This window comes from Providencia sp. NPDC089933 (assembly GCF_049545585.1).
Lineage (GTDB): Bacteria > Pseudomonadota > Gammaproteobacteria > Enterobacterales > Enterobacteriaceae > Providencia > Providencia huashanensis.
Map to the genome: position 1 here is coordinate 74421 of NZ_JBMWDT010000003.1, position 26643 is coordinate 101063.

The following is a 26643-nucleotide window of genomic DNA, read 5'->3' on the forward strand; positions in this document are numbered from 1 at the left end:
ATAAAACAGTAAGATGATTTTATATCTTACTGTTTTTATACGGGATTAACTATTTAGTTAGCTTTGAGCGAGTTAAGTAGTGAAACGCGTTGTTGTTCCATTGAAGTCACTTTAGCACAGACTTGCTGCCCAAACTGTTGGAAGCTTTTTTCTTGTGTTTTCCATTCGGACTCAAGCTCTTGCTGCAACCCACCTAGATTACCCAACATCCCTTGCAAGGCCTTGCTTGCATCGCCCCCAGATAACAATTGTTTGCGCCCCATTTCATTGATGCTATCTTGCAAAATACCACCTAAGCTTTCATTAACCAGCTGACGCCCTTTTGTTTCTACTGTTTTCATCGCTTCATGATGGAATACATAACCGTTAGGGCGAGTCTCAATGATTTGATCAATTTGCCCATTCAGTTCTTTTTCTAGTTTAGTCAACCGGTTACGAATATTGCTATCCCCCCCAATGACTTTAACAACCACTTTATCAATGGTTTCCCTTGAAGTAGATAATTTTTTTTCTGATTCTTGTTTTATCCAAGGTAAATCACTACGGATCATCGATTGATAACGGATAGCTTGCTGTTTTTGCGTTTCTGTCGCGGCAATATTGTTACCATTGAGTGTGATATCGCCGTCTGGGGTAATTTTTAAATCACCGCTACGGCCAATGACCTGTACGCTTTCTGGCGTCATAAAGATGTCATCTTTCGGAGTGACAGAGCAATTATAATCTGCAGCTTGGCTTGTCGCGCAGGCAAGGAGTGAAAACGCAATTAATGTACGACGTAACATAAAATCTCCTAGTAAAACGTTATATCAACGACTAATGGCTTCAACCAGTGGCGTTAAAAAACAGAACGTCCAATTCGCTTTGATAATAACTCTAAGGCAGCACAACCAGCCAGAGAGTTCCCCGCCGCATCGAGTTCGGGGGACCAAACTGCTACAGTGAATTGGTTTGGTACCACACAAACGATACCACCGCCAACACCAGACTTGCCGGGCATTCCTATCCGAAATGCAAATTCGCCAGAGCCATCATACATACCACATGTCATCATCAACGCATTGATTTGCCTTGATTGTAGTGGAGTGATGATTGGGTCAATGGAACAAGATGACATTCCTTGTGATGTTAAATAGGAAAAACATTTCGCTAATTCAACACAGTTCATACTTAGAGAGCAATAATGAAAATAAGTTTCGAGAACGGTTAAAACATCGTTCTCAAAATTACCAAAGGATTTCATTAAATAAGCAATTGCGGCATTACGGCTTGCATGTTCCAGTTCTGAGCGGGCAACCACTGTGTCATAGCTTATATCAGGTTCACAAGACAATTTTCGAACAAACTCTAGCATCCGTTGCTTAGGCGCACTTAAACGAGATTGCAACATATCGGCGATCACTATCGCTCCCGCATTGATAAATGGGTTTCGCGGGATGCCTTTTTCCATTTCAATTTGAATAAGGGAGTTAAATGGTAACCCAGAAGGTTCTTTACCAACGCGACTCCAAATTTCATTTTCTTCATAGCGTGTCATCGCCAAGGTGAGGCTCAACACTTTAGAAATGGACTGTATTGAAAAGCGCTGATATGCCTCGCCCGCAGTAAAAATATCACCATCTATAGTGGAAACAGCAATACCTAATTGATGAGGCGGCACACAGCCCAAAGCAGGGATATAGTTTGCAACGCAGCCTTTTCCAATAAGTGGGCGTACTTGGTCTAGGATATCGTTGAGTAGCTGGTTAGAAAACATGGCGCTCAAAACGTTGACTCCAGATAATGTTTACTACAGAAAATAAAGGCACCCAATTTTGGATGCCTCTTCAAACTAGTGAAAATTGAGTTTATTCAATGAGATAAACCCAATAAAATCATTCCCACCAAACATCAAACAACTCAGAAACAACGACGTCGTTCATGCCTTTTGATTTTAGCCAGTTTTCAACAATTTGACGGTGCTCTTCGGTACACTTACCAATTTTTTGTAAGCAAACGATCCCTTCCCAACTCATGTAGCCACTTGCTTCAAACGCTAAACCATTCGGCTCAATCGCTTCTGCAATCAGTTGGTCAACGGTGCTGTCAACTTCCTCAATCGGCGTACCTTCTTTAAAGCTCCATTTAACAGTGAAGCCTAACTCTTGGAATTCATCCAAGCGCATTTTTTTACGTAAACGACGACTACGTGGTTGTTTAGCCATTATTTGATCCTCTCAAACATTAAATCCCATACACCGTGCCCTAACCGCTGGCCTCGCTTTTCAAACTTTGTTTCTGGCCTTGTTGCAGGACGAGGAACGTAATCACCTGATGATGATAAATTATTATAGCCTTCGACACTCGTCATGACTTCAAGCATATGCTCAGCATATGGCTGCCAATCAGTCGCCATATGGAAAACACCGCCAATTGTTAATTTACTGCGAATTTTTTCCGCAAAAGGGACTTGAACAATACGACGTTTGTTGTGCTTGGCTTTATGCCATGGGTCAGGGAAAAACAACTGAACCATTGCCAAGCTACCATCAGGGATCATGTAATCCAATACTTCGATAGCATCATGGCACATCACGCGTAAATTAGTGACATTCTCTTCTTTTGCTGATGCTAAACATGCCCCAACCCCCGGCGCATGAACTTCAATACCTAAAAAGTTTTTATCTGCATTTTGTGATGCCATGGCCACCAATGAAGCGCCCATGCCAAACCCAATTTCCAATGTCACTGGATTTGAGTTCTTGAATACTTTGGCAAAATCAAAAGGCTGATTGATAAAATCAATGCCTTTCTCTGCCCATTCTTTTTCTAATGCGTCTTCCTGACGTTTTGTCAGACGCCCTTGACGGCGGACAAAACTACGGACTCGGCGCATAACCCGCCCTTCTTCATTATATTCGGGGGAGATTACATTATTGATCATAATAAAGGTTCTAAAAAATAGTTGCCCAATTAAGTTAATGTGCCAACAATCAAGTGATATTAAGGTGATTCATTATCAAACCTATCAATTCCTACCCTAAATACCCCAAATGGGAGCCTTTAGCCCCCTTTGAGACACAAAGGATATCGGAGTTTAGCAAAACTTCTGCAAGGTTGCAGTTGATAATTAGCTAACTTTACACTAAACCACACAATAGCGGTTTACAGCCCCCGTAGTCTATGTTGCAATTCCTACCATGACTGGCAATATCAATAAAAATAAAATTATCAATGGAAGCTCAACAATTTTCATCTGCAGTGCTCGGCTGGTATCACAAATACGGCCGTAAAACCTTGCCTTGGCAACAGGAAAAATCATCCTATCATGTGTGGTTGTCAGAGGTTATGCTGCAACAAACCCAAGTAAGTACTGTCATTCCGTATTTTGAGAAGTTTATTGCTCGTTTTGAGGATGTCACAGCCCTTGCCAATGCGCCGCTTGATGAAGTATTACACCTGTGGACAGGTCTTGGCTACTACGCACGGGCTCGTAACCTACATAAAGCCGCACAAATGGTCGCCACTCAATATAATGGCCAATTTCCCCGTACATTCGATGAAATACTTGCTCTACCCGGTGTTGGGCGTTCAACAGCAGGGGCGATTTTGTCATTATCACAACAGCAGCACTACCCTATTTTAGATGGTAATGTTAAACGCGTGTTAGCTCGTGCCTATGCGGTTGATGGCTGGCCGGGGAAAAAGGAAGTGGAAAACCGCCTGTGGGATATTAGCACTGACGTCACGCCAAAAGTTGGGGTCGAGTTTTTTAACCAAGCCATGATGGATTTAGGGGCTATGGTCTGCACCCGTAGTAAACCTAAATGTGAAATTTGCCCTGTTAATTTTGGCTGTATTGCTTATGCGAATCACTCATGGTCGAACTACCCCGGAAAAAAACCGAAACAAAAGATCCCTGAAAAAAGTGCTTGGTTCTTAATTATGCAACACGAAGATAATGTATGGTTAGAACAACGACCGCCATCAGGCATCTGGGGTGGGCTATTTGCCTTCCCTCAATTTGAGTCTTTAGAGCAACTTAATCAATGGTTAAAAGATTCTGGCCTTGAATATAACTCGCCAGAGCAATTAATTTCCTTCCGTCACACATTTAGCCATTTTCATTTAGATATTATCCCTGTAAAAGTTAATATTCAGGCATTTAATTCTGCCATGGATGAAGGCAAAGGACTCTGGTATAACTTACACTTAGGTGCAACTATCGGTCTTGCTGCCCCAGTTGAAAATTTATTAAAGCAGCTTGCCTTACTACCTGAAATTTGAGGAAAAAGTTAATGAGTAGAACCATTTTTTGTACATTCTTACAACGTGATGCTGATGGACAAGATTTTCAGCTTTACCCAGGTGAGTTAGGAAAACGTATTTTTAACGAGATATCGAAAGAAGCATGGAGTCAATGGATGGCTAAACAAACCATGCTCATTAATGAAAAGAAACTCAATACCATGAACCCCGATGACCGTAAAATGTTAGAACAAGAAATGATCAAGTTCTTGTTTGAAGGTCATGATATTCATATTGATGGTTATACGCCTGAAAAATAATCTGTTTGTCTACCTACTCAGTAGGTAGACTCTTGCACCAAGACTGTGAATCGTATGAAAAAACTATTTGCGCTGAGCTTATTGATCCCTCTAATTGTTTCATGTTCTAGTAATCAAAAGTCTGACTTTAACCCTAATCATGTCAAAGACACCAATGGGTTCGATATTTTAATGGGGCAATTTGCCCATAATATTGAAAATATTTGGGGCATTAAAGAAGTGCTGATTGCAGGTCCAAAAGACTATGTGAAATACACAGATGAATACCGTACCCGCAGCCATATTAACTTTGATGCAGGGACTATCACCGTCGAAACTATTTCAGCAATAGAGCCGTCTGAACACTTAAAAAAAGCAATTGTCACCACATTATTGATGGGTGATGACCCCAACTCTATCGACCTTTACTCTGATATTAATGATATTCCCCACAGTAAAGAGCCATTCTTATTTGGCCAAGTACTCGATAACACTGGGGAAGCTATTCGTTGGGAATGGCGTGCAACAAAGTTTGCTGATTATCTAGTCGAAAATAAAATGCAGCGCCGGCAGTCTGGTATGAATGTTGTTTGGTCAGTGACCATGCAATTAGTCCCGAATCATTTAGACAAACGAGCTCATAAGTATTTGCCATATATTAAAAAATCAGCCGCAAAATATGGTGTTGATGAATCACTAATTCTGGCGATTATGCAAATTGAATCAAGTTTCAACCCTTATGCTGTAAGCCGTTCGGATGCTATGGGGTTAATGCAAATAATGCCAAATACTGCGGGTAAGGATGTTTTCCGCTCACAAGGTAAATCCGGTGTTCCTAGCCGTAGTTATTTATTTGACCCTGAAAAAAATATCGATACTGGTACAGCCTATTTGGCGATATTACAAAACAGTTATTTAGGCGATATCCGTAACCAAACATCACGCCGATATGCCGTTATAACGGCCTATAACGGCGGTGCTGGCAGCGTATTGCGTGTCTTTCACAGTGATAAAAAACAAGCAGCACAACGTATTAATAATTTAGAGCCAGGTGAGGTATATGAAACATTGTCCACTAAACACCCTGCCGCTGAGTCACGTAATTATCTAATTAAAGTGAATAAAGCTCAGAAAAATTACTTACGCTAAAAGCCGATAAACATCAACGCCAGCCAACCCTAAAGCCATTTCAGGCTGGCGTTGACTAATAACCTTAGTCTTTTTATGTGTTTTCGGTTAAAAACTAGCTAACATGTTGAAAAAAAGCGCATACAGTCAAAAGTTTATTGAAAGCGCCTTGACTCAACCAATGAAATCAGGTTTAATACGCTCCGTTGCCCGGATAGCTCAGTCGGTAGAGCAGGGGATTGAAAATCCCCGTGTCCTTGGTTCGATTCCGAGTCCGGGCACCACCTCATTATTAACAGACGTCAATCGACGTCTGTTTTCGTTTGTAAAGCCCGCTAATTTCAACACTCTCCTAAGTTCCAATTCAACTCGACTCTATCTATTATCAACTTCATTGTCCGAGTGTTGTTTAAGAGTACTCGATATTGTACTCACATCCCCCTCAGGAAGCTCACTATAACTGTGACTGATATATGTGATATTGCCAGCGTAATGTCATTAGGTAAAAATTGACGCTTACCTATGTGAGGCCCATACCTATGTGAGGCCCATACCGATGCTCTCTAGTTTATCGTGGGCTGCAACAATTTTTATCTGTTAAAAAACCTACTCAGTTTTAGGAACCAACAGAATAACCACCAATTAAGTTTACCAATTAGTTAAAATTTACATAAAAATTAGCTTAATATTATTTTAATAATCACCTCTGCATATAAAAACAATACATTTTCCGACTATATAACTTCATTCCAAAATATGATACAAATAACTTAAAAATGAAATGAGTGAGCAATATGAAAGATATTAATAAAAAATTAAAATATATTAATTTTAGAAATAACGGAACATTTTTGATTGCCGCAATAGTAAACTCAACTATCTGTTTTTCTTTATTTGGCACCATTGGTGGAGTATTTGGAGTTATAACAACATTATTCTCTAATATCGTCTATGATGCAAAACCTGATAGCAGCAATATTTTTTACATCTTTTTTCTATTATGTTTGGTTATCGTTGGTGGGGGCATTGGTTTTCTACTAAAGCTAACCATTTATTTTTATATCTATTTATTTATCCTATCATATTGTTATTACCTTTTTTACAAAAAAGATGATTATTTAGATCGCACATTTCCATTTTTAATTATTTTTTCCTGTATGGGAACAACGTTAGACTCTATTAGCATTGACTTGCCAATGGCATATCTCTCGGGGGTTGCCGTTAGTTTAGTCATTTTTAGCCTACTGAAACATAAAAACAATGAAATTCATGCGTTTAAAAATGGGTTATTTTCAAAAGAAATTTATCATAGTGACGAAAAAATATATATAAGAGCCTTCTTTTTCAGCTTTTTTCTATTCTTAAGCCTTTCAATACCCGACTATCTAAATCTATACAAACCTTATTGGGCTCCTCTAACATTCATTATGTTACTCCACCCAAAAGAAATGAATATAATAAAAGTTACGTTACTTAGGTTTTTAGGAAGTCTATTAGCAGCAGCTTTTGTCATCACTATGTTTAGTATAACAAAATCAAAAGAAACTTATATTTACTTATCTGTATTAGCTTTAACCATATTTTTTATCCCTACATTTTTCCGTTTAAATTACATGCTAAAGACCTTCTCTATTACTGTATTTGTTTTACTTCTTCTTGAGGAAACGCTATTTTTACATAACCCAACTTATTTACTTCCCATATCAAGGGTATATGAGACATTTATAGGTGGGGTTGTAGCAATCCTTGCTAGCTTGGTTTTAAACATTATAAGGATTATAAAGAAAAGGAAAATCACAAGTTAATAGTAAGGAAAAACAGGGAAGCTTCTTATTTATAAACCATGAAGCTTCCTCTCTTTTTAGACCACAACAGACGCTAGTTATGACAAAAAAGCAAATGTAGCTTTATCAAATTTTTGTATATCTATGCACTTATTTTTCACGTCTATTACAATACCAATGGCTAAACCAACGTGTAATGTAAATATAAATCAGAATAACTAATGTAACAATAAAAACATCCATATCTAGAGTTTTAGTATCAAAGCCAATTATACTTATGAAGATCACAGGTGATAATATTAAAAGTATTATATCAAAAAATAATTGTAATCTATAAGGCTTTGAAGTGATCCCATGCCATATTGATTTACCTATTTTCATTTCAAAACCTCTTATTCTCTTATAAATTTAAAAATATTAGTATGATAATTAACTATATTGCTTATTACCTACTGAGTATCCGATATAAATCGCAACAAACCCGATAACGATACTTAAAACCAAATAGCTTATTGCAACTAAGAAGAACTGTGGGTACTTCATTATTTCCACTGCTCCATACACAAAGCTGGAAAATGTCGATAACCCTCCCATGATCCCTGTAGCTAAAAAAGCATTCATCCCTTGGCTTATTTTATTTCTCATAAGTAAGCCTGCAACAATACCCAACAATAAGGATGCGACGATATTTGCTATAAATATGTCAAGAGGGAAATGGTCATTCATGGTTGGAACAGATATCATCAATAACTCGCGACAAATTGCACCAATTGCACCACCAATAAAAACTAAGATCATGATATTCATTTTTAGCCCCTGTTAGTTTGCTAACCAAGCACCAGTAAATGCCGCAGCTAACCCAACTAAAACCGAAAGTAATAAATAAAATAAGGCGAGCAATTTTTGTCTAGTTTGAGTTAACTTCAAGGCATCAAGCTGCATACTACTGAACGTTGTATACCCCCCCAGTAATCCAGTTAAAATTGCTGATTGTAGAAATGCACCATAACGGTCATCCCAATCGATCGCAAAATAACGGCTTAAAAAACCAATAACAAATGCTCCTGAAATATTAATAATGAATGTTGATAATGGGAATTTCCCATGATAACGCTCCCCCACTAAGCGACCAATCCACCACCGCAGTAATGAACCAATACCGCCGCCAAAACCGACTAATAAAATATCAACAGCTACCATTGCAACGCCCTCTATTTAATATCATAGATATAAAGACATCGTTTTTAGAATTTAAATTAAAGCACACACATTAATTGAACATCGTTAATCAATAATCGTTAAATGACGATATTAAATAGCCAGTAATCTTATTTAGCTTTATAAGATAATTCATTCTGATATTGCCATATTCCAAACCAATGTACACACCTTTTCCAATAGGAACTTATTATGACTAAAAACAATCATCGATAATGGTCTTTCTTCCGAAAGTTGAATTAAAAACTGCCATATATCTTTCTGTAAATGCGCATCTAACTGTGCGGTAATTTCATCCGCAATTAATATTTTTGTTCTTGGGTCTAAGGCTCTTAATAAGGCAATTCGAGCAAGTTCACCACCAGAAAGCTCACTTGGCCTTCTAACCAACCACTCTGATTTAATGAACAACCTTTCAAGGTAGTATGGGTCAGGCTCCCAAGCATCCCTAACACTTTCCCCTACTGTCCGGTACGGGTTAAAACATTTTTCAGGGTGCTGAGGAACTAACTGAATAGGACAATATTCTTTTTGAGATAAACTTTTGCCATTAAATAATACATTTCCTTGGGTCGGTATTTGCCATTGTGCTAATACACGGCCCAAGGTTGTTTTACCAAAACCACTCGGTGCTGAAATCCCTAATCGCTCATTTTTATCCAGTGAAAAAGAAAGCGAATCCCATAAGGTTCGGTTATCTTGCTTTATACATAAGTTTTTAACTTCTAACATATTTTCAGCTCTCTATAAGCTAATAGATGGATAACCAAACAACAGCAATAAAAATACAAATGATGGAAATAATACCGCCAGATCTAGTGAACTCTAAAAACGATATTTTAATGCCGTGGGCTGAAGATTGTTCAACGGCAATAATTCCAGCAATACTACCGAATATAAATATATTACCTGCAAAACAAGCACCTAAAATTAACGCTGCACCGAGTAGATCAACATTGCCATGAGGGTAAACAAACTGGATCAATAAAATAACCGTTGGTGTGGTTCCGACAAAAATACTCATCACGATAGTGACTAAAAATAACGTAATCGGGCTATTTAGGTCGATACCTTTACCCAATAAGTAATGTAGTATCTCTTGAGGAATACCCGTATTTGAAAATGCGGCATTAATAATAAATAGCCCCATCATTAGCAGAATTAAGTCACCATCAACATGCTTTAACATGTCACTGGACGCTATTTTTCTGTTTAACAATAAAAAGCATGCTGCCGATAATGCAACAAGCTCACGCGGCAAATCACTGAATAAAAAAGCCAAAATAACAGCAAATAAAACTGTAGCGGCCTTTATTGTTTCCCACCAATTAAATTCAATAACTGAAGGCTCACCACTAGACATTAATGATTTTTTATCTTCAGATAAATACCAGCGGTTACGATAAAGTAAGGAGATCACACACCATACAATTGGAATTGAAAATAATACTGGAATAGCCGTAATATTGAGTATTCCAATAAAAGATAAGTCCAATCCTTGTGCAACAACCATATTTTTAGGGCTACCAATTAAAGAACCGGCGGCACCATTATTGGCAGCAAAGCAAAAGCCAAGTAAAAAAGGAATAGGGTTAAGGCCTCGAGATAACGTGATAGACACCAATAAAGGCGTCATTGCAACGACAACAATATCGTTTGTAAGTACTGAAGCAAGAAGTGCCCCAACAATAATGAAAACCGCCATTAATTTGGGTGGGCTAATATTTAAGCTAGCGACTTTTTGAGCCGCTTGGTGATAAAAACCTGATACCGTAAATGATGCGGATACCACCATTAAACCAAATAATAGCCCAATTGCACTGTAATCAATGGCATCCCAAGATAATTTTGGCGAGATAATCCCAAACCCTATCATGGCCAATGCACCCGCTACAGATGCGCCAGTACGGTCAATTTTAATCCCAGGGAAAGTCCCAAAAGCCATTGCGACGTACACTAAAATAAAAATAATAACGGTTAGATCCATAATAAATTCTCTATCTCTTATCTATATTTTTATTTCTTCGTATAAATGATAAAGCTGTAGATATTCCATAACAGCAATTATACAATTGAGACCCTTGCATACTACGAATCTAAGATGTTGTTTGAAAAGATAATATTTTCCATCACTTGGTTATTAATATTTTCTCCAAAAATCATTTTAATCAACACTTCACTCCCTAAAGATGAGAGAGAAATAAGCAAGTCTGCATGCAATAACTGCATGTTTTCGTAATTTTTATCATCATTGACAGCAATAACACTTTTAATGTTTCCGCCAACAATTTCTTTCGCCGCTAACATAGAAATAGTATTTTCAGAATCAGAGCTACCTAGAATAAATAATGCTTTAGCCTGGCCTAAATTAGCGCTATTTAATGTATGTTTATTTATTTTCTCCGTGGCAATAACTTGCGCATTATCTGGATAGTTCTTTTTCTGTTCTTCATGGCAAAGTACCATGACGTCTAAGTCGCGTTTTCTTAATCCGTGGTAGGTGTTTAAAGCTAAAGGGCTTGCGCCAACAATAATGTAATGGTTTTTCATACGAAATAATCTCTTCTTAACAATTTCTTGTGTGCTCTTTGCAAATACCCCTAGGAAATAGACAATAGAGGTTGTAAAAATTGTAATACCTAAAATAACAATCGAAATTGTAAATAACCTAGCTTCAACACTAATCGGAATAATATCGCCAAACCCGACTGTCGTCATACAAACTAAAGCGAAATAGAATGCGGATGAGATATCAGTAACATGAGGTTGAAATTGTTCGCCTAAATACAAAGTCCCAAATACAGAATAGCCCAGTAGGACGCTTAAGCTCATAAAAGCAACAAAGCCAGCGCCAGATAAGCTATGGCGATTAAATGCTTTCCAATTTGCAATGGCAATAATCAACACTATTAGTGAAAAGGTTCCAGTCAGCGCATTTTCTCTCGCTAATACCAAGTTAATTAACATAATAATGAACAGCATAAAGCAGCTAAATAACCAACCTATACGTAGTCCTAAATAAACAGGAATAGCAAGAATAATGAGCACTACACCAATAGCAAACCTTGGAATATCTAATAATTTAACTAAACCTAAAGATTGTAGCCAATCAACAAAACCTAGATGCTGCGAGTATAAATGGAAATCATAAGTTGAAATGATGGGGGAAATAATCAAGCCCCCATCAGCAAGTATTAATAATGAGAGCACTATGCGTAGCATTCTCATATTTTGAATATATTTATATATTGCATTTTTTTTCATAATTGAATACCAAAAAGTTTTATTGCAATATTATTGCCGATGCTTAGGCATAATATCTTGGTTCGGTACTAAAAATAGCCATGATGCTAGAACAAATGGCATCGTTAAAGTCGGGATACCAAATGGTTCAAGAATAATGTCGAGTGCGCCTTGAACAAATACGGTGAATATCACACCAACGATGGCATAAACCACCACCCGATAGCTCGGTTTATTAAACGTAGAACCTAGAGCAATCGCAGTTAATACAGCGCTAAATGAATATAAACCAGTGTGAATACTCGCAAAATCACCTTTTAAAAAGGTCGCAACGATAAAAGCAAGAAGAGAACCAAATACGGCAAATATCGCCGCCCACATAGAACTCACCGCTAGACCAATTACAAAAATGATACCGACAACCATGCTGCTAAGTAAAAATACTTCAGAAACACCACGAAAAATATCAGCGATTAGGTCACTGTGAGGAATTGACCCAATAGGTTCAATAAGTTGTTTTGGCAGAGCAGGAGTTGGTAACGCAACGCCTTCAATACCTAAGAAGTTATAACTCGCGAGCAGAATAATCCATGATACTAAAACAAAAGGAGCAGTTAATGCTGCGACTTTCCAATTTTTTAGAAAATCCATTAAAGAGATAGTGGCTATAACGGAAACAATGCTCCCTAATACGATAGTTAACCAAACAAATGGGGTATTCTCTAAAAAAGTCGGTAGTGCAACTCCAACTAAGCAGCCATTATAACCATAAAGCCCTGAACGCAACGATTCAGTATCTAACTTACTAATATAAGCTGTAAGTGTAGCGACAACGGTGCCTAACAAACAACCTAGAGCGACTTGCGGCATCCCTTCTAAAAAAGCACCGATGAAAATCGCAATAAAAAATAGAAGTCCGGTTAGTGCGTTATTTTGAAACATAACTTGAGCACAGCCACGCAAAACGATATCAATAAATTGTATCGCTATATTTTCGCTGGCCAACTTATTCCAAGCGTTCTGGTTTATTGTTTTTTCCATCGTGAAATTCCTTAATAGGAATATCAGTAGAGAAATTATAAAAATCACTCTACTGATAATATATTAATAAATTACCTAGATAACCCAAAAGGTTATTTCAGTCACTTTATGACTACTGTGTATCTCATTGCTAAAAAATATTTAACGCCATAAAAAAGGTTCTTGTAGCGAAATACCTAATATTTCTTCTCTCGCTATTTGCCAAAAATACCTGACGGCATCCTTCACTTTTGGACTATCAACCCCCAATGCTTTAAATATTAACCCACACTCATTCGGTAATTGAGTTGCCCCAAAAGCAATTTCATTTTTCGGGTCATATATCGCATCTAACCGTTCTAAAATGCGTTCATGATGAATTTTAGGTGTCAGTAAAATCACATTGCCAAAAGTATCGAAGCTATCCATAACCGCAGTAATGTTTAGCGGTGCCTTTTTGGGCTCTAAAATATATTTTTCAACAAACAACTCTTTATTTAACGATGACTCTGCTCGAATATGTGATGAAAAAACATCAAACCCAAACTGCTCATCTGGGTGATGATATTTTCGACCTGACATCAGTATTTCTGAGTAAATCATCGTTGCACTTGGATGAATATTAATCCGCGTGTCAGTAATAAACCGAGAATTACGGTGAGGAATGATTGGGTCTGGTAAATATTCTAAATACCCATCTTCCTCAACGACAATATTCTGGTACTGTGTGGCGTAGTTCGCTTCCATCATATGAACTTTGGTCGCAGACTGCGTTGTCACATGAGCACAAGCCCCCTTTTCAACAATAATATCAAGGGCTTGTCGGTCACCTTGTAATAGGCTACCTGAAGTTGAAATCATCGTGACACAAGGCAGTTGGGGCATCAGTTCATCCCAATAAAGTGCTTTTTGCACTAATGAGGGAACACGACGCTCCATTTCCACCAGCTCACTACGATATTCACCTTGAGCAAACCTTAATTTTAAGTAACCACTTTTACCAACAGCACCACTTTGCATTTGTTTCGGTTCATCTTGATATGCGGCGAGTTCAGGTGCATTGCTGCCTAAAATATGAGCTTTAACACGCGTTGGAGTATTTGCTATATCTGCCCTGAAATTCGTCATCTTTACCCCCTTGGAACTTGGTGCGTAAAGAGAAATTTATCCATGATCATATCAACCAACTCAATAACCCCTTCCCCTGTTTTACAGTTGGTTAGTACATAGGGACGGTCGCCACGAACGATTTTCGTGTCGTGTTCCATCACTTCAAGGCTAGCACCAACATAAGGCGCTAAGTCAATCTTATTAATAACTAAAATATCAGCTTGTACTAAACCTGGGCCATTTTTACGTGGAATTTTTTCACCTTCAGCTACATCAATGACATAGATGTAGAAGTCTGCTAGTGCAGGACTAAAAGTTAAAGTAAGGTTATCGCCACCACTTTCAATCATGATCACGTCGCTATCAGGGAAACGTTCTTCCATATCTTCAACTGCAGCAATGTTCATGCTTGGGTCTTCACGTACCGCAGTGTGAGGACATGCCCCCGTTTCAACACCTAAAATTTTCTCTTCATCAAGAATACCTTTCAAGGTACGTTTTACTTGTTTCGCATCTTCGGTCGTCACAATATCGTTTGTGATGATTAGCGGCTTAATGCCTCTTTCAATAAGGATCGGGGTGATCACTTCAATAATTGCAGTTTTTCCTGAGCCAACAGGCCCACCAATTCCGATCCGAGTCATTTTTTTCATCGTTTTTCCCCAAAATTTTTAGTTGTTCGTTAGTTCATAAACAAACGGACAAATGATTTAGTGTGTACCGCAGCTAAGACATCAATAACAGGAACATATGAGGACATTTGTTCTATGTCACCACAGGCTGCGATGTCACAAAAAACCTTAATTTCTTCATTTAATTCAAAAAGAATATGCTGAGTTTCATAGTGAGTGATACGCATTAATCGCATCGCCGCACTTAAAATTGTCATGGCAATACCATATTGGTGCATCACGACAACATCTCTTTCTGTTATTCCTTGTACTGCCATAACCATGGCTTGTATCACCGGCTGGGTTCCCGGAACCTCATTCGCTTTGATTTTTGCAAGCCATCCACTCACTAGTGGATCTTCAAAAATATGAACTGAGATTTCAGCGAGTTTTTTCCCCATTCGGGTTGTCATTATTCGTGCTTCTTCATTCAGCTTGCGGTTATTTACAGCCCAATCAATTTTCGCCAATGTGTCGCTATCTTGAGCAAGAGTGGCGCGATGTGCAGCCACAATAGCAATGCAATCTGAATGTGCAGCAACCTTCAAAGACGTGTGAACAAAGGATTTCAGCGTTTCTTTGTCGTGGACAACACCTTTTTGAATGGCGGATTCAACCCCATTTGAAAATGTAAATGCACCAATTGGCAATGCTGAATCACCAAACTGCATAATTCTAATTAGGTCAGATGCTTCCATATCACTTTCCTTACTCATTAACACGAACGTTATTTGTGTGTATGAGAGTGCCCATGGTCATGATGATGATCATGGTTGTGATCGTGGCTGTGCCCATGACTATGGCTGTGTCCGTGGATCTGCCCTAATTCCACATGAACATGCGTATCCGTTTCTTCTGCCCCACCAAATAATAAACGCGCTTCAGAGTGGCTCAATTCAGGTAAAATAGTTTCGCCCTTCACGAAGGTAAAGGTGTCTTCACCAAAACCATGCGTTCGCATGACCGACCCCATTACCTTTTCACTTACCGTTAGCGGTACGTAAACAAGGTCTCCCTTTAAAACGGCTTTCCAGTGTTGGTTACCTAATGCATGCCCTAATTCGAAGCTAATACGAATATGTTCTTCTGTACTTAGATTTTTTAGGTGGGATAAGTTGACCATCATGACGTCACGTAAGGAGATCTGAACTATCGTCATTGCGTTGGTAGCTTCATCAAATAGCAAAACGTCGCCATCAGATAACAAGACATTCCTGTCCAGCGCGATACCTAAATCTTGGCCTTTTTCGGTATTTTTACGGCAGCGGCTTTTCTGAGCTTCTCGTTGATCGAGGATCAAAATATCAACATCAGCATTTTTCTGACGTGCTTGCCACACTGGGTCTTTTTTAACATTGCCAAGAATATGTTCAATAATGATCATAATATTACCTTTTATGTTAATTCTGCCCACCACCGGCGGGCAGATAATCCAAACATGTACTGATTAGCTAAAGAAATAACGTTGGTTCATTGCAGCTTCGCTAATCGGCTGGCAAGTTGCGTGTTCACCATTCACTTTTACAGCAAAAGTTTCAGGATCAACTTCGATATTTGGTGTTTCACCGTTACGCACTAAATCACGTTTCCCGATTGCTCGGCAGTTATTGACTGCAACCACTTGGCGCTCAAGATCGGCTTTTTCTTTAATGCCATCATCTAATGCTGCTTGTGAAACGAAAGTCACACAGGTGTCATTGACAGTTTTACCCATCGCACCAAACATTGGACGATAGAAAACAGGCTGAGGTGTTGGCAAGGATGCATTTGGATCACCCATTGCAGCCCAGTTGATCATGCCACCTTTAATGACCAGTTTTGGTTTAGCCCCAAACATACGTGGGTCCCATAATACGAGATCGGCCATTTTGCCAACTTCAATCGAGCCTAAGATATGGCTGATGCCTTGAGCAATTGCAGGGTTGATAGTGATTTTTGCCACGTAACGCAGAACACGGAAGTTATCATTACCCGGAGCATCTTCAGGTAGCTTGCCACGGGAAGCTTTCATGGCGTTCGCAGTCTGGACAATACGTAGCCAGTTTTCCCCCACACGCCCCATCGCTTGTGAGTCACTTGAGAACATCGAAATAGCGCCCATATCATGCAGCACGTTTTCTGCTGCAATGGTTTCAGGGCGAACACGGCTTTCCGCAAATGACACATCCGAAGGGATATTTGGGTTCAGGTTATGGCATACCATGATCATGTCAAATAGCTCTGACTGGCTATTCACGCCAAACGGTAACGTTGGGTTGGTTGAACTTGGTAATACGTTAGGTTGGCTAACAACTTTAATGATATCTGGAGCATGTCCACCACCCGCACCTTCTGTATGGTAGGTGTGAATAGTTCTACCTTCAAAGGCCTCGATGGTGTCTTCAACATAACCACCTTCATTTAAGCTGTCTGTATGCACTGAGATTTGTACATCAAATTCATCAGCAATACGTAACGCATGACGAATAGCGTTCCCTGTTGCGCCCCAGTCTTCGTGAACTTTCAGCCCCGCACCACCTGCAACTAATTGTTCGATAAGTGGCTCACGTGTATACGAGTTACCTTTCCCTAAAATACCCACGTTAATAGGTAAACCTTCGATAGCACGTAACATAGAGCGCATGTTCCAAGGGCCTGCCGTCACTGTTGTACCGTTAGTTCCATCAGTTGGGCCAATACCGCCACCAAAGAAAGTTGTCACACCATTTGATAACGCGGCATAGGCTTGTTGCGGAGAAATCAAGTGGATATGGGTATCAATACCGGCAGCCGTTAGGATTAAATGTTCACCAGAGATAGCATCCGTAGATACCCCGACAACCATGCCTGGTGTGATGTTATCTTGAATATTTGGGTTACCACTTTTCCCTACACCAACAATTTTACCCGCTTTAATCCCCACATCGGCTTTAATGACACCTAAACGTGCATCCACGATGGTGACGTTAGTGATAACTAAATCCAAAACGCCATTGTCGCTGGTAAAAGTGTTATTTGCTCCCATACCATCACGTAAAGATTTACCTCCACCATAGACAGACTCTTCGCCATATCCACGTAAATCTTTTTCGATTTCAATATATAAGTCGGTATCGCCTAAACGAATTTTATCGCCTACTGTTGGCCCGAATAAACCGTTGTATTCTTGTCTAGAAATTTTTGGCATGTTATTTACCTTTAATGTTAAGAAGGTGCATTGTTATTCATCATTACTGACATCTAACGCGCTTACTGTTCCTTATGCTTAAAACCACGAGCAATTGCTTTATTTAAGGCGATTGCTTTAGCAGGACGTTCAGTAGCGGCAACGTTGTCACCCGCCCAACCATCAACAAGGTTATTAAACCCATAGACACTTTGTTTTCCGCCATAAGGGATCAGTGAAACTTCTACTTCATCACCTGGCTCAAAACGAATTGCCGTTGTAGAGGCAATATTTAAACGCTTACCGTAAGCCGCTGCACGGTCGAACTCTAATGCATGGTTAACTTCAAAAAAATGAAAGTGGGAACCAATTTGCACAGGCCTGTCACCGGTATTACGGACTTTAATTTTTGTTTCAGGTTTGCCAACGTTGAACTCAATAGGCTCATCTGCAAAAATAACACCACCTAAAGGAGTCGGGGCTTTAATGTTTGTTTTTGAATTACTCATATTTCACCTCATCCTTCATTTATTTAATCGGATTATGGACGGTCACTAAGCGAGTACCATCAGTAAAAATAGCTTCTACTTGAACATTTGGAATTAAGTCTTCCACGCCATCCATAACGTCTTTTTTTGTTAAAACAGTCGCTGCTTCTTTCATCACATCCTCAACGGTTTTACCATCACGGGCACCTTCAAGTGCAGTAACCGTGATAATGGCAACGGCTTCGGGATAATTTAATTTCACGCCACGTGCGCGGCGTTTTTCAGCCACATCAGCAAGTGTGTAAACCATCAATTTTTCAATTTCTCTTGGGGTTAACTGCATAACGCCTCCTCAATTGATAAAGCTTAGTGTTAATACTGATAAGTAATCATTTTATGAGCGAATAACTCATTTTATTTTTAAATATAAATTGAGTTAAATATCTAATAACGACGAGTTAAATAAATAAAATTCACACCAATAAACATTCAAATTAAGACAGTCGAAATAAGAGTTTTTATTTATTAGTGACTTCCTACATTTAATTTTTAAATAATATTTATTCACTGAGTCCAATTCATAAACTGTTGTTCAGGCAAAGAATTCCATAGAGATTGAAACCACTTCCCTCCTCCGCCTTGCTTTAATATTTCACTGCTGAGTACTTCTTCTAAAACACCATTACGCAATAACGCAATGCGATCAGCAAAACGCACCGCCATTGCAAGGTCGTGAGTAACCCATAAAACACCTTTACCAGCAAAGCAAAGAGATTTGATATGTTGTAGAAGTTGTATCGCATGTTCATCATCTAGCCATGATGAAATTTCATCCGCAAGAATATATTCAGCTTGGGAGAGCGTCGCGCTACAAGCGAGAACGCGTTTTGCCATTCCCCCTGAAAGCTTATTGGGATAACTATGAATTAAATCTGCTTGTAAATTGTATTGCTGTAAATGCAATGCAACGTCATGCATTTTAATATGCTGCCCACTTAATACCGCAGCACGTTCAAGTTGAGGGCCTATCTTAATGAGTGGATTTAATGCACTAACCCCTTGTGGGATATAGCACAGTGAATTACCGCGATATTGTTGTTTTGACTTTTCTGTCAACTGGCACCCATTTAATACAATATCACCGCGACAACGCATATTTTCAGGTAATAAACCTAAACTACTTTGTAGAAGTAAACTTTTCCCTTCTCCACTTCCTCCTACCAATGCAACCATTTCACCTGGCGCAATATCCAATGAGATATCTTGTAAAAGTGGAGACCAACGCTTTTTGCCTAGCCAGCGAAATTTCGCAACATCAATCGTTAGGTTATCAAAACTTAGCATCAATCGCTCCTCAACCATAATTGTTGTACCGCTTTAGCAAACTGATCAAATAACAGCACTAACCCAACTAATGCGACGCCCGGAAACATGGCTAACCACCACGCACCAGTACTTAAGTAACGCAATGCATCGGAAAGTAAAATACCTAACGATGCTTCATGTGGAGACAAACCAAAACCCAAAAAACTCAATGCCGCACTGTGTAATATCGCATGTGGGAACATCAATAACGTCCCTACTAACCATTGTGAAAGGATCATCGGTAAATAGTCATATCGGCATCGGTAAAGCGCACTATTTCCAATCCGTTTCGATAACATGATGTAATCTGTTTGTTGCACTCGAAGCAACTCGGAACGTAAGACCAACGTTAGCTTTGGCCAGTGAGTCAAAGCAACAGCCCAAATTACGCCCACTTTTCCACCACCTAACGTAAAGCAAATCAATATCAATAATAGCAAGTGAGGCAAGGCTAACAGGGAGTCAATACAGCCACGAATAACATAATCCATCGTCCTACTGAACGAAGATAAACTTGCCATCACAAGCGCTATCACTCCACTCGATAATGCTGCGGTGGTGCCAATTTGTAAGCTGGTCGCTATTCCTTGAAATACTCTGTCCCACAAGTCTCTACCTAAATTATCCGTACCGAATAAATGTGCCCATGAAGGCGCTTGTCGACGGTCGAGTAAATTCACATCCACATCAGTTTGAGAAAGCCATGCGGCATAAGCCCCTAAAACCAATAAACATAACAATGAAATAACTAACTTAATTAAGGCTTTATTTGGGTTATAAGTCATGGCTCTCGGAGTACCCCTTTATTCACTCTCTTAAGCATCATGTCAGAGATACTATTACTAAAGAAAATCACTACCGCACATAGCATCACGATCCCCATTAACAAAGGGATGTCACCACGTAAGCCAGCATCAATGGTTGCTTGGCCTAATCCAGGATAAGCAAACACTTTTTCTGCTAGTAATGCTCCGCTGAGCAACTCACCAATAGAGGCGAACTGTAAACATATTGCGGGTGTAATCGCATGTTTTACCACATGAAAGCTTATCATCGACCACCCTTTATCCCCTTGAGCTTTCGCGTAGTGGATAAACTCACTGTTCATCACCTCAGCAACTTTCGAACGAGTATGCAGCGCTATATTACCAATGCCTAACATCCCTAGAGCCACTACAGGTAACACAAGATGATGCACTTTTTGTGACAGTGTGGATGATTGTTCATCTAAGCCAATCGGCCAAGCGCAACAAATCGGTGCCCACTGTAGTGAAACAGCAAAAAGTGACAATAACAGTAAACCAACCCAAAAAACGGGGATCGACGCCAATAAATAAGATAGCGTTGAAATAATTTTATCTGGCCATCTATTTAGGTAGCGCCCTGCTATCAGCCCCAAACCAAAACCAATCACCCCAGAAAACAGCCACGCCGATAATAACAAAGCTAACGATGGCGCTAACCTATCGGTAATCACCTGTGATACAGGGATGTTATAGAGCATGGAATACCCCATATCACCTTGTAACAACTGAGAAAACCAACGCCAAAACTGCATCCACAATGGTTGGTCAAGCCCCCAGCGAGCCGCAATCAACGGATACTGGTCTGGGGGAACATGCATTAAATCATTACCAATATAGGCTTTAATTGGGTCTATAGGTGAATAGCTAAGGAGAATAAAAACCCCAAATGCAGTCACCACTAATAAACAGATAAACCTGAACAAAAGCCCTATGGTTGTCCGCATTACTTGCAGGTCCAAGCCCAGTCATCAACATTATTCAACACTGACCATGAACCGTGGATTTCAGGTGCCCCTTTACCTAGCTCAACACAGTTATTCAATAAATAAAGATGTTGTACGTTCATTAACCAAGCCCAAGCGGCGTCACCTTGAATACCAGTTCCTGTTTGTCCATCCCAATCCACTTTTTGCCAAAATGGAATAGCGGCATCTTGATCTGGTTGGCGAAGTGCTTCTTCTATCACCTTATCAACTGCGGGATTTTTATAGTAACCTGCGTTATAAAACCCGACACCCGCCGCTTTGCTGCTGTAGTTATGCACCAGTTCCATTGGGTCAAGGCTCCCCCACCCAAATAATGTTGGGTTGGCATGCATGTACTTTTCCACGGTTTCCCAACTGCCTGATTTTAAATCCATCTCAATACCAATCGGCTTTAAGCTAGCCCTTACGGCTTGAGCTAAATCACGACGAGTGCTATCACCACTGGCATACCACAGTGTCAATTTCGCAACCTTACCGTCTTTTTCTCTTAAGCCGTCTTTATTAATTTTCCAGCCAGCGTCTTCCAGTATAGATTTCGCTTTTTCAATATCTCCATCTTTAAACGAAGATTGAGGGTTATTCCAAGGCAAGCCTTCAACGCCCGTATAAGCAGGTATAGCAAAGCCTTCTAAAACAGCATCTGCTAATAGTTTGCGGTCAATGGCGTAATTGATCGCTTTGCGAATAGCAACATCAGAAGTAATGTCGTTACCAATTGGGTCGCCTGAGGCATTTTTCTCGCCCGCTGGCGGAATTGGGAATGAGATCCCTCGGTTTTCAACACTATGGCGTTCAATTAGTTTCATACTTTTGACATCTTTAGCATTACTCGCGACAGCTGCGGGAATGCGTACAATATCTAGCTCACCACTTTGAGCGGCAGCAAAAGCGCCATCTTCATTGAGAAAGACAAAAACCATTTTATCGAAATCGTTTTTAGGCCCCGCATAGAAAGGGTTTCTTTCTACGATTAATTGCTGGCCCGGCTGGAAATTCACTAAACGGTAGGGGCCTGCTCCGATAGGGTTATGTGCATATTTTTTTGCATCATATTTATCTGCTGAAACAATGCCTAATGAACCCAAAACGTTAATAAAGGTACTTTGGGGTGAGGATAATGTGATTTTAACGGTTGATGGGTCAATCTCCTGCGCTTTAGCAAAGTTCCCCATATCCACTTTTCCACCACTTGCTGCTGCATTGTTATAGGTAAAAACGACATCTTTTGCCGTTAAAGGGGAGCCATCGGAGAATTTAAGTCCATCCTTTAATTTTAATGTCCACTCTTTACCATCATCTGAATGTTCATATTTCTCAAGCATGTAACTATGCCATGACAAATCCGCTTTTTGCTTGAGTAATGGGCTATGTAAAAGTAAATAGCTGCCGTGGCTCCAACCTAACATTGGGTCAAAACCCTCGGTTGGTTCAGAGCCAATCGCTAGACGCAAAGTTTGTGGTTGCTGTGTATCGGTCGCAGCATTTGCACCCATCGATAGCCCCATAAAACAAATAGCCTGAATAGCTATTGCTATTTTCTTTTTCATATACCCATCCTAAATTACCAGCTGTATTTAGCAGCTACCCCAACCGGTGGTTCAAATAAACCCACCAATTAGGATAAACTGCAAGAAACAATATATTTGCTAACTAATCTGCTTTTTCTCGGTACGCGTCTTCGTCAAATCCAACAATATCTAAATTGTCACCAACCGCATTTTGGTCGACTCTAACTGGCGTAAATTTATTGATTATCCAAAGAATTAAGATTGTAAAGACAAAGGACCAAATACTGGTAAAGACAACAGCTACAGTTTGCTTCACAATTTGCATGCCGTTACCTTCAATTAACCCCGCGGGACCTTTCGCATTCCAAACCGTTGATGCAAATACACCGACTAAAATTGAGCCTGTAATACCACCGACACCGTGCACACCGAAAACATCTAATGCATCATCTAAATGGCGTCGGACTAAGAAAACACAGGTATAGCAGACGATACTGGCAATAACCCCAATAATTGCTGCAGAACCTATTGAAACATACCCCGAAGCCGGTGTGATAGTAGCTAACCCTGCTACAGCCCCTGTTAAAAAACCGACAAGTTTAGGTTTTCCTGTATGGAAGCGTTCAATAATAAACCAAGTAATTGCTGCAAATGCGGCGGCGATATCTGTAGTAATAAACGCTGAAACAGTTACAGTATTGACTTGCAATTCAGAGCCCGCGTTAAAACCATACCAACCGAACCACAATAAAGCCGCGCCAAGTGCAATATACGGAATATTGTGAGTACCATCCGATTTAACGACTCTTTTACCGACATATAACGCTGAAGCAATTGCAGCGAAACCTGCTGTTGCGTGAACGACAATACCACCCGCAAAATCAACAACCCCCCATTTAGCGAAAATACCATCTGGGCTCCAAACCATATGAACGAACGGTGCATAGACAAATAATGTCCATAGGGTTAAGAATACGAGATAAGCAGGGAAATTAACTCTATTTGCGAAAGCTCCGGTAATTAAGGCTGGAGTAATAATCGCAAACATCATTTGATATCCAAAATGAACCAGTATTGGTAAGCCGCCATCATTACCGGTATACATCGTTTGAGGGCTTATGTTATTCAAGAATGCATAATAAAATGGGTCACCGACAATCCCATTAATCTAGGGACCGAACGATAATGAATAACCAACAACAAACCAAATAATTGCCACCCACCCCATAGAAAAGAAACTCTGGGACATAATGGTAATAACGCTTTTACGAGAGACTAATCCACCATAGAAAAAAGCAAGTCCAGGAGTCATTAGCATAACAAGGCTCGTACAAAGCAGCATAAATGCAGTATTTGGGACATCCAAAATTGACAATATATTCTCCATGGATACTCCTAAATTAACATAACAATATTTAAATATTAGAAATGATTTATAATTGAAACTATACTCATAATAGAGTGAGCAGTAAGATTATCAATAAAAAAATCGAAACTAAATTCAATAAAAACAATTAGTTCATTTTTCAATTGTCAATAAATGATATTCCTCTGTTTTTTAATATCCAAATAAAAAGCACCTACTATATTTTTAAATTTTTCGTTAGCATTAGCAAATAACTACTCGACTTATCCGGCAAGCTTTTTCATCCCAAGCCTGCTACTTCACAACATATCGATAAAAACAAACCCTTTAATTACAGATGGTTATATAAAAACCAAAGCTTACCCTAATATATGAGCAGCCCCTAAGGGAAAAAGCTATAGAAAAAATTACCTATAACAGTAGGCTGATTTTGCCATATCACAGATATGTAAAAGCTTAGTATTTAATACAGTTCCGATAATCAATTTTTAAGTAAAGTCAAAACTTATTGACGCTCATTCTCATTTTTAGCTAACGCTGAAGAGAATACATTAATAATATTTTGTCTATTAAAGTACTTTTTTCTTTTAACCACAAATAACCAATCCAAATAAGACAATCTAAAAGAGAGTAAATTAAAGTTTTCTTTAAAGAAACCTAAACATGTTTTCCAAATAGGTGTTGGTCACACACCCAAAAATACTCCCTCAGCAACGATAAGCTTAAACATTCACTAAAAACTAAAGCTATTTTCCAGGGTAAGACCCCAAGCGCTGATAATCATTGACGGAATACAAGCTAAAATTAAGGCTACATAATTAATCTGGCTACCTAAATAGAGGTCTTTTATACACCTTATGACTTAATTACCAGCTAAGACCCCATCAATATCATCGTAGGATAACGCTCAATATATCCAGATGTTATGTGTCATAAATTATTCCTTTTCCATTACAAATGCCGTAAATCTTCTGGAATATTTTTCTTTAAAATACGCCAAAAATCCTCTGCTGTTTTATTCAAGCGAGTATCCATGCGGTAAATGTAAGCTTGAATAGGTATCGTTAATTCTGGGGTGTTGAGACAGACTAGTTTTTTTTCTTTTAACTCATTAACTACCGAGTAAATCGGCAACCATGCAATTCCATGACCATCCAATGCCATATTTTTTAGCAATTCGCTCATTGATGACATAAAGAGTGTTTTAGAGTTAATCGCACCAAACTCACTTAATCGACGATTAACTAACCTTCCCATATAAGAAGCACTGGTGTAGTTCAATAACGGTACTTGAGGTTGGTAGATATCAAATAACGGTTTGCCAAACTCATCCGCTGCACAAATTGGGTACAACTCGGACTCAAACACATTTAAACAAGAAAATGGCGACTGCATTAAATCCTCATCATAAAATGAAATGATAAAATCGCTCTTCCCTTCTCGCAACGTATTTACCACTTGAACCACATCAATGGCTTCAACATGATAGACAAATTCTTCCCCATAACCTGATAATGCATGAACTAACTTAGGCAATAAGCTTAATGACAGCGAATGCGCCGCAGCAATTTTAATATTGGGCAGACTCAGCACATTGTGCCCAGATAATTCATTTAAGTTACATTCTAATTGCTGCAATAAGCTACGAGCTTGGGAATGGAATATTTTACCTTCTTCAGAAAGCTGTAAAGGGGATGTGGTTCTATCAAACAATTCAACACCTATTGCTTCTTCTAATGCCTTGATTCGGCGACTAAAAGCGGGTTGAGAAATATTTCGTTGTTCTGCTGCATGAGAAAAATGCCGACATGACTCCAGTGTTAAAAAATCATATAGCCACTTTGTTTCTATATTTTTCATGTTATTAAGCCTTAAGTGGACTTGCTGTTAAAATATAAAACATTAAAAGTTTTTTTATTGATATCTTAAGTTAATTGTTAGTTAAAATATTAAGCTGATATTGTAGATTCATTATTTGTATTATGCATAAGCCTACCATTTAAAACATTAACAAAAATCAAAAACTAATTTTATTTATTTCATATCTTTTCCACAAAGCCAATGCTACTCAGCCTTTCAGCTTACATTATTAAAATAATTTAATTTTAGGATTAATTTTTAATGCGTATCTTGCATCAAACCATACTTACTTGCATTTCTCTTCCTAGATAAACATTGATAAATATTATCCACAGATTAATCAGGGATAAATAGGTTAATAGCTAATTAAATATTAACTTATATGTTAAATAATTTAAGTAATATAACATCTCACTACC

At 39.0% G+C, this 26643-nt stretch carries 26 protein-coding genes, 1 tRNA gene and 1 pseudogene; 5 read left to right on the forward strand and 23 right to left on the reverse strand.

Annotated features, from left to right (window positions below; all coding sequences use genetic code 11):
* Window positions 1-53: 53 nt before the first annotated feature.
* The 4 genes from ACPEH5_RS05860 to trmB all read right to left on the reverse strand — a co-directional run bounded on the left by ACPEH5_RS05860 (window position 54) and on the right by trmB (window position 2923).
* The gene (locus ACPEH5_RS05860) at window positions 54-785 is read right to left on the reverse strand and encodes a DUF2884 family protein (protein ID WP_042848733.1); all 732 of its coding nucleotides are present in this window, start codon (window positions 783-785) and stop codon (window positions 54-56) included.
* Window positions 786-838: 53 nt separating this feature from the next.
* Entirely contained in the window at window positions 839-1765 is a 927-nt protein-coding gene (gene glsB, locus ACPEH5_RS05865) for a glutaminase B (protein WP_042848734.1), read from the reverse strand.
* A gap of 109 nt (window positions 1766-1874) precedes the next feature.
* Window positions 1875-2204: a YggL family protein gene (locus tag ACPEH5_RS05870; protein WP_042848735.1), complete on the reverse strand. Its 330-nt coding sequence runs from the start codon at window positions 2202-2204 to the stop codon at window positions 1875-1877.
* Window positions 2204-2923 carry a tRNA (guanosine(46)-N7)-methyltransferase TrmB gene (gene trmB / locus ACPEH5_RS05875; RefSeq protein ID WP_042848736.1) on the reverse strand — a complete coding sequence of 240 codons (720 nt, stop codon included), beginning with the start codon at window positions 2921-2923 and terminating at the stop codon, window positions 2204-2206. Before trmB ends, ACPEH5_RS05870 begins: the two co-directional genes overlap by 1 nt.
* Window positions 2924-3213: 290 nt before the next feature.
* On the opposite strand from trmB, the gene mutY reads away from it, so the two are divergent.
* From mutY to ACPEH5_RS05900, 5 genes are all read left to right on the forward strand, one after another.
* A complete protein-coding gene (mutY, locus tag ACPEH5_RS05880; protein WP_048608261.1) occupies window positions 3214-4266 on the forward strand; it encodes an A/G-specific adenine glycosylase in 1053 nt (350 codons plus the stop codon).
* Between the two features lie 11 nt (window positions 4267-4277).
* Complete coding sequence (locus tag ACPEH5_RS05885; protein WP_042848738.1) at window positions 4278-4547, forward strand: oxidative damage protection protein; 270 nt, start codon at window positions 4278-4280, stop codon at window positions 4545-4547.
* A 54-nt stretch (window positions 4548-4601) separates the two neighbouring features.
* On the forward strand, window positions 4602-5675 hold the full coding sequence (gene mltC / locus ACPEH5_RS05890; RefSeq protein ID WP_042848739.1) for a membrane-bound lytic murein transglycosylase MltC: 1074 nt from the start codon (window positions 4602-4604) through the stop codon (window positions 5673-5675).
* A 187-nt stretch (window positions 5676-5862) separates the two neighbouring features.
* Window positions 5863-5938, forward strand: a tRNA-Phe gene (locus ACPEH5_RS05895).
* 510 nt (window positions 5939-6448) lie between these two features.
* Window positions 6449-7459 carry an FUSC family protein gene (locus tag ACPEH5_RS05900; RefSeq protein WP_240133349.1) on the forward strand — a complete coding sequence of 337 codons (1011 nt, stop codon included), beginning with the start codon at window positions 6449-6451 and terminating at the stop codon, window positions 7457-7459.
* Window positions 7460-7867: 408 nt separating this feature from the next.
* Here the strand turns inward: ACPEH5_RS05900 and ACPEH5_RS05905 are convergent, their stop codons facing one another.
* The 19 genes and pseudogenes from ACPEH5_RS05905 to hypT form a co-directional block, all read right to left on the reverse strand.
* On the reverse strand, window positions 7868-8245 hold the full coding sequence (locus tag ACPEH5_RS05905; protein ID WP_042848762.1) for a CrcB family protein: 378 nt from the start codon (window positions 8243-8245) through the stop codon (window positions 7868-7870).
* 12 nt (window positions 8246-8257) lie between these two features.
* Window positions 8258-8638, reverse strand: a complete 381-nt coding sequence (crcB, locus tag ACPEH5_RS05910) for a fluoride efflux transporter CrcB (RefSeq protein ID WP_042848763.1) — start codon at window positions 8636-8638, stop codon at window positions 8258-8260.
* A gap of 150 nt (window positions 8639-8788) precedes the next feature.
* On the reverse strand, window positions 8789-9388 hold the full coding sequence (locus ACPEH5_RS05915) for an ATP-binding cassette domain-containing protein (protein ID WP_071547770.1): 600 nt from the start codon (window positions 9386-9388) through the stop codon (window positions 8789-8791).
* 19 nt (window positions 9389-9407) lie between these two features.
* Window positions 9408-10643: an SLC13 family permease gene (locus ACPEH5_RS05920; protein ID WP_042848765.1), complete on the reverse strand. Its 1236-nt coding sequence runs from the start codon at window positions 10641-10643 to the stop codon at window positions 9408-9410.
* Between the two features lie 101 nt (window positions 10644-10744).
* A complete protein-coding gene (locus ACPEH5_RS05925) occupies window positions 10745-11920 on the reverse strand; it encodes an ion channel (RefSeq protein WP_042848766.1) in 1176 nt (391 codons plus the stop codon).
* A gap of 30 nt (window positions 11921-11950) precedes the next feature.
* The gene (yut, locus tag ACPEH5_RS05930) at window positions 11951-12940 is read right to left on the reverse strand and encodes an urea transporter (RefSeq protein ID WP_042848767.1); all 990 of its coding nucleotides are present in this window, start codon (window positions 12938-12940) and stop codon (window positions 11951-11953) included.
* Window positions 12941-13081: 141 nt separating this feature from the next.
* Window positions 13082-14047 carry an urease accessory protein UreD gene (locus tag ACPEH5_RS05935; RefSeq protein WP_042848768.1) on the reverse strand — a complete coding sequence of 322 codons (966 nt, stop codon included), beginning with the start codon at window positions 14045-14047 and terminating at the stop codon, window positions 13082-13084.
* Window positions 14048-14049: 2 nt separating this feature from the next.
* Entirely contained in the window at window positions 14050-14682 is a 633-nt protein-coding gene (gene ureG, locus ACPEH5_RS05940) for an urease accessory protein UreG (protein ID WP_042848769.1), read from the reverse strand.
* A gap of 29 nt (window positions 14683-14711) precedes the next feature.
* Window positions 14712-15398, reverse strand: coding sequence for an urease accessory protein UreF (locus ACPEH5_RS05945; RefSeq protein ID WP_042848770.1), 687 nt, complete (start codon window positions 15396-15398; stop codon window positions 14712-14714).
* Between the two features lie 29 nt (window positions 15399-15427).
* The gene (ureE, locus tag ACPEH5_RS05950) at window positions 15428-16084 is read right to left on the reverse strand and encodes an urease accessory protein UreE (protein WP_042848771.1); all 657 of its coding nucleotides are present in this window, start codon (window positions 16082-16084) and stop codon (window positions 15428-15430) included.
* Window positions 16085-16147: 63 nt separating this feature from the next.
* Window positions 16148-17866, reverse strand: a complete 1719-nt coding sequence (locus tag ACPEH5_RS05955) for an urease subunit alpha (protein WP_281110683.1) — start codon at window positions 17864-17866, stop codon at window positions 16148-16150.
* A 62-nt stretch (window positions 17867-17928) separates the two neighbouring features.
* Window positions 17929-18354, reverse strand: coding sequence for an urease subunit beta (locus tag ACPEH5_RS05960; protein ID WP_042848773.1), 426 nt, complete (start codon window positions 18352-18354; stop codon window positions 17929-17931).
* A gap of 19 nt (window positions 18355-18373) precedes the next feature.
* The gene (locus ACPEH5_RS05965; protein WP_042848774.1) at window positions 18374-18676 is read right to left on the reverse strand and encodes an urease subunit gamma; all 303 of its coding nucleotides are present in this window, start codon (window positions 18674-18676) and stop codon (window positions 18374-18376) included.
* Window positions 18677-18897: 221 nt separating this feature from the next.
* The gene (locus tag ACPEH5_RS05970) at window positions 18898-19677 is read right to left on the reverse strand and encodes an ATP-binding cassette domain-containing protein (protein ID WP_042848775.1); all 780 of its coding nucleotides are present in this window, start codon (window positions 19675-19677) and stop codon (window positions 18898-18900) included.
* Window positions 19677-20483 (reverse strand): ABC transporter permease, encoded by an 807-nt coding sequence (locus tag ACPEH5_RS05975; protein WP_042848776.1) that lies wholly within the window; start codon window positions 20481-20483, stop codon window positions 19677-19679. Before ACPEH5_RS05975 ends, ACPEH5_RS05970 begins: the two co-directional genes overlap by 1 nt.
* Window positions 20480-21463: an ABC transporter permease gene (locus ACPEH5_RS05980; protein ID WP_370661901.1), complete on the reverse strand. Its 984-nt coding sequence runs from the start codon at window positions 21461-21463 to the stop codon at window positions 20480-20482. Before ACPEH5_RS05980 ends, ACPEH5_RS05975 begins: the two co-directional genes overlap by 4 nt.
* Window positions 21448-23037 carry an ABC transporter substrate-binding protein gene (locus ACPEH5_RS05985; protein ID WP_071547765.1) on the reverse strand — a complete coding sequence of 530 codons (1590 nt, stop codon included), beginning with the start codon at window positions 23035-23037 and terminating at the stop codon, window positions 21448-21450. The genes ACPEH5_RS05980 and ACPEH5_RS05985 overlap by 16 nt, the downstream gene beginning before the upstream one ends.
* A gap of 103 nt (window positions 23038-23140) precedes the next feature.
* Window positions 23141-24385 (reverse strand): annotated as a pseudogene (locus ACPEH5_RS05990) (ammonium transporter).
* A 930-nt stretch (window positions 24386-25315) separates the two neighbouring features.
* Complete coding sequence (gene hypT, locus ACPEH5_RS05995) at window positions 25316-26224, reverse strand: hypochlorite stress DNA-binding transcriptional regulator HypT (protein WP_042848780.1); 909 nt, start codon at window positions 26222-26224, stop codon at window positions 25316-25318.
* Between the last annotated feature and the right edge of the window lie 419 nt (window positions 26225-26643).

What these genes read in the sequence shown, in the direction of transcription:
- ACPEH5_RS05860 (WP_042848733.1), bottom strand. Translation starts at nt 785, where the DNA reads ATGTTACGTCGTACATTAATTGCGTTTTCACTCCTTGCCTGCGCGACA.
- ACPEH5_RS05870 (WP_042848735.1), bottom strand. Translation starts at nt 2,204, where the DNA reads ATGGCTAAACAACCACGTAGTCGTCGTTTACGTAAAAAAATGCGCTTG.
- trmB (WP_042848736.1), bottom strand. Translation starts at nt 2,923, where the DNA reads ATGATCAATAATGTAATCTCCCCCGAATATAATGAAGAAGGGCGGGTT.
- mutY (WP_048608261.1), top strand. Translation starts at nt 3,214, where the DNA reads ATGGAAGCTCAACAATTTTCATCTGCAGTGCTCGGCTGGTATCACAAA.
- ACPEH5_RS05885 (WP_042848738.1), top strand. Translation starts at nt 4,278, where the DNA reads ATGAGTAGAACCATTTTTTGTACATTCTTACAACGTGATGCTGATGGA.
- mltC (WP_042848739.1), top strand. Translation starts at nt 4,602, where the DNA reads ATGAAAAAACTATTTGCGCTGAGCTTATTGATCCCTCTAATTGTTTCA.
- ACPEH5_RS05900 (WP_240133349.1), top strand. Translation starts at nt 6,449, where the DNA reads ATGAAAGATATTAATAAAAAATTAAAATATATTAATTTTAGAAATAAC.
- ACPEH5_RS05905 (WP_042848762.1), bottom strand. Translation starts at nt 8,245, where the DNA reads ATGAATATCATGATCTTAGTTTTTATTGGTGGTGCAATTGGTGCAATT.
- crcB (WP_042848763.1), bottom strand. Translation starts at nt 8,638, where the DNA reads ATGGTAGCTGTTGATATTTTATTAGTCGGTTTTGGCGGCGGTATTGGT.
- ACPEH5_RS05915 (WP_071547770.1), bottom strand. Translation starts at nt 9,388, where the DNA reads ATGTTAGAAGTTAAAAACTTATGTATAAAGCAAGATAACCGAACCTTA.
- ACPEH5_RS05920 (WP_042848765.1), bottom strand. Translation starts at nt 10,643, where the DNA reads ATGGATCTAACCGTTATTATTTTTATTTTAGTGTACGTCGCAATGGCT.
- ACPEH5_RS05925 (WP_042848766.1), bottom strand. Translation starts at nt 11,920, where the DNA reads ATGAAAAAAAATGCAATATATAAATATATTCAAAATATGAGAATGCTA.
- yut (WP_042848767.1), bottom strand. Translation starts at nt 12,940, where the DNA reads ATGGAAAAAACAATAAACCAGAACGCTTGGAATAAGTTGGCCAGCGAA.
- ACPEH5_RS05935 (WP_042848768.1), bottom strand. Translation starts at nt 14,047, where the DNA reads ATGACGAATTTCAGGGCAGATATAGCAAATACTCCAACGCGTGTTAAA.
- ureG (WP_042848769.1), bottom strand. Translation starts at nt 14,682, where the DNA reads ATGAAAAAAATGACTCGGATCGGAATTGGTGGGCCTGTTGGCTCAGGA.
- ACPEH5_RS05945 (WP_042848770.1), bottom strand. Translation starts at nt 15,398, where the DNA reads ATGGAAGCATCTGACCTAATTAGAATTATGCAGTTTGGTGATTCAGCA.
- ureE (WP_042848771.1), bottom strand. Translation starts at nt 16,084, where the DNA reads ATGATCATTATTGAACATATTCTTGGCAATGTTAAAAAAGACCCAGTG.
- ACPEH5_RS05955 (WP_281110683.1), bottom strand. Translation starts at nt 17,866, where the DNA reads ATGCCAAAAATTTCTAGACAAGAATACAACGGTTTATTCGGGCCAACA.
- ACPEH5_RS05960 (WP_042848773.1), bottom strand. Translation starts at nt 18,354, where the DNA reads ATGAGTAATTCAAAAACAAACATTAAAGCCCCGACTCCTTTAGGTGGT.
- ACPEH5_RS05965 (WP_042848774.1), bottom strand. Translation starts at nt 18,676, where the DNA reads ATGCAGTTAACCCCAAGAGAAATTGAAAAATTGATGGTTTACACACTT.
- ACPEH5_RS05970 (WP_042848775.1), bottom strand. Translation starts at nt 19,677, where the DNA reads ATGCTAAGTTTTGATAACCTAACGATTGATGTTGCGAAATTTCGCTGG.
- ACPEH5_RS05975 (WP_042848776.1), bottom strand. Translation starts at nt 20,483, where the DNA reads ATGACTTATAACCCAAATAAAGCCTTAATTAAGTTAGTTATTTCATTG.
- ACPEH5_RS05985 (WP_071547765.1), bottom strand. Translation starts at nt 23,037, where the DNA reads ATGAAAAAGAAAATAGCAATAGCTATTCAGGCTATTTGTTTTATGGGG.
- hypT (WP_042848780.1), bottom strand. Translation starts at nt 26,224, where the DNA reads ATGAAAAATATAGAAACAAAGTGGCTATATGATTTTTTAACACTGGAG.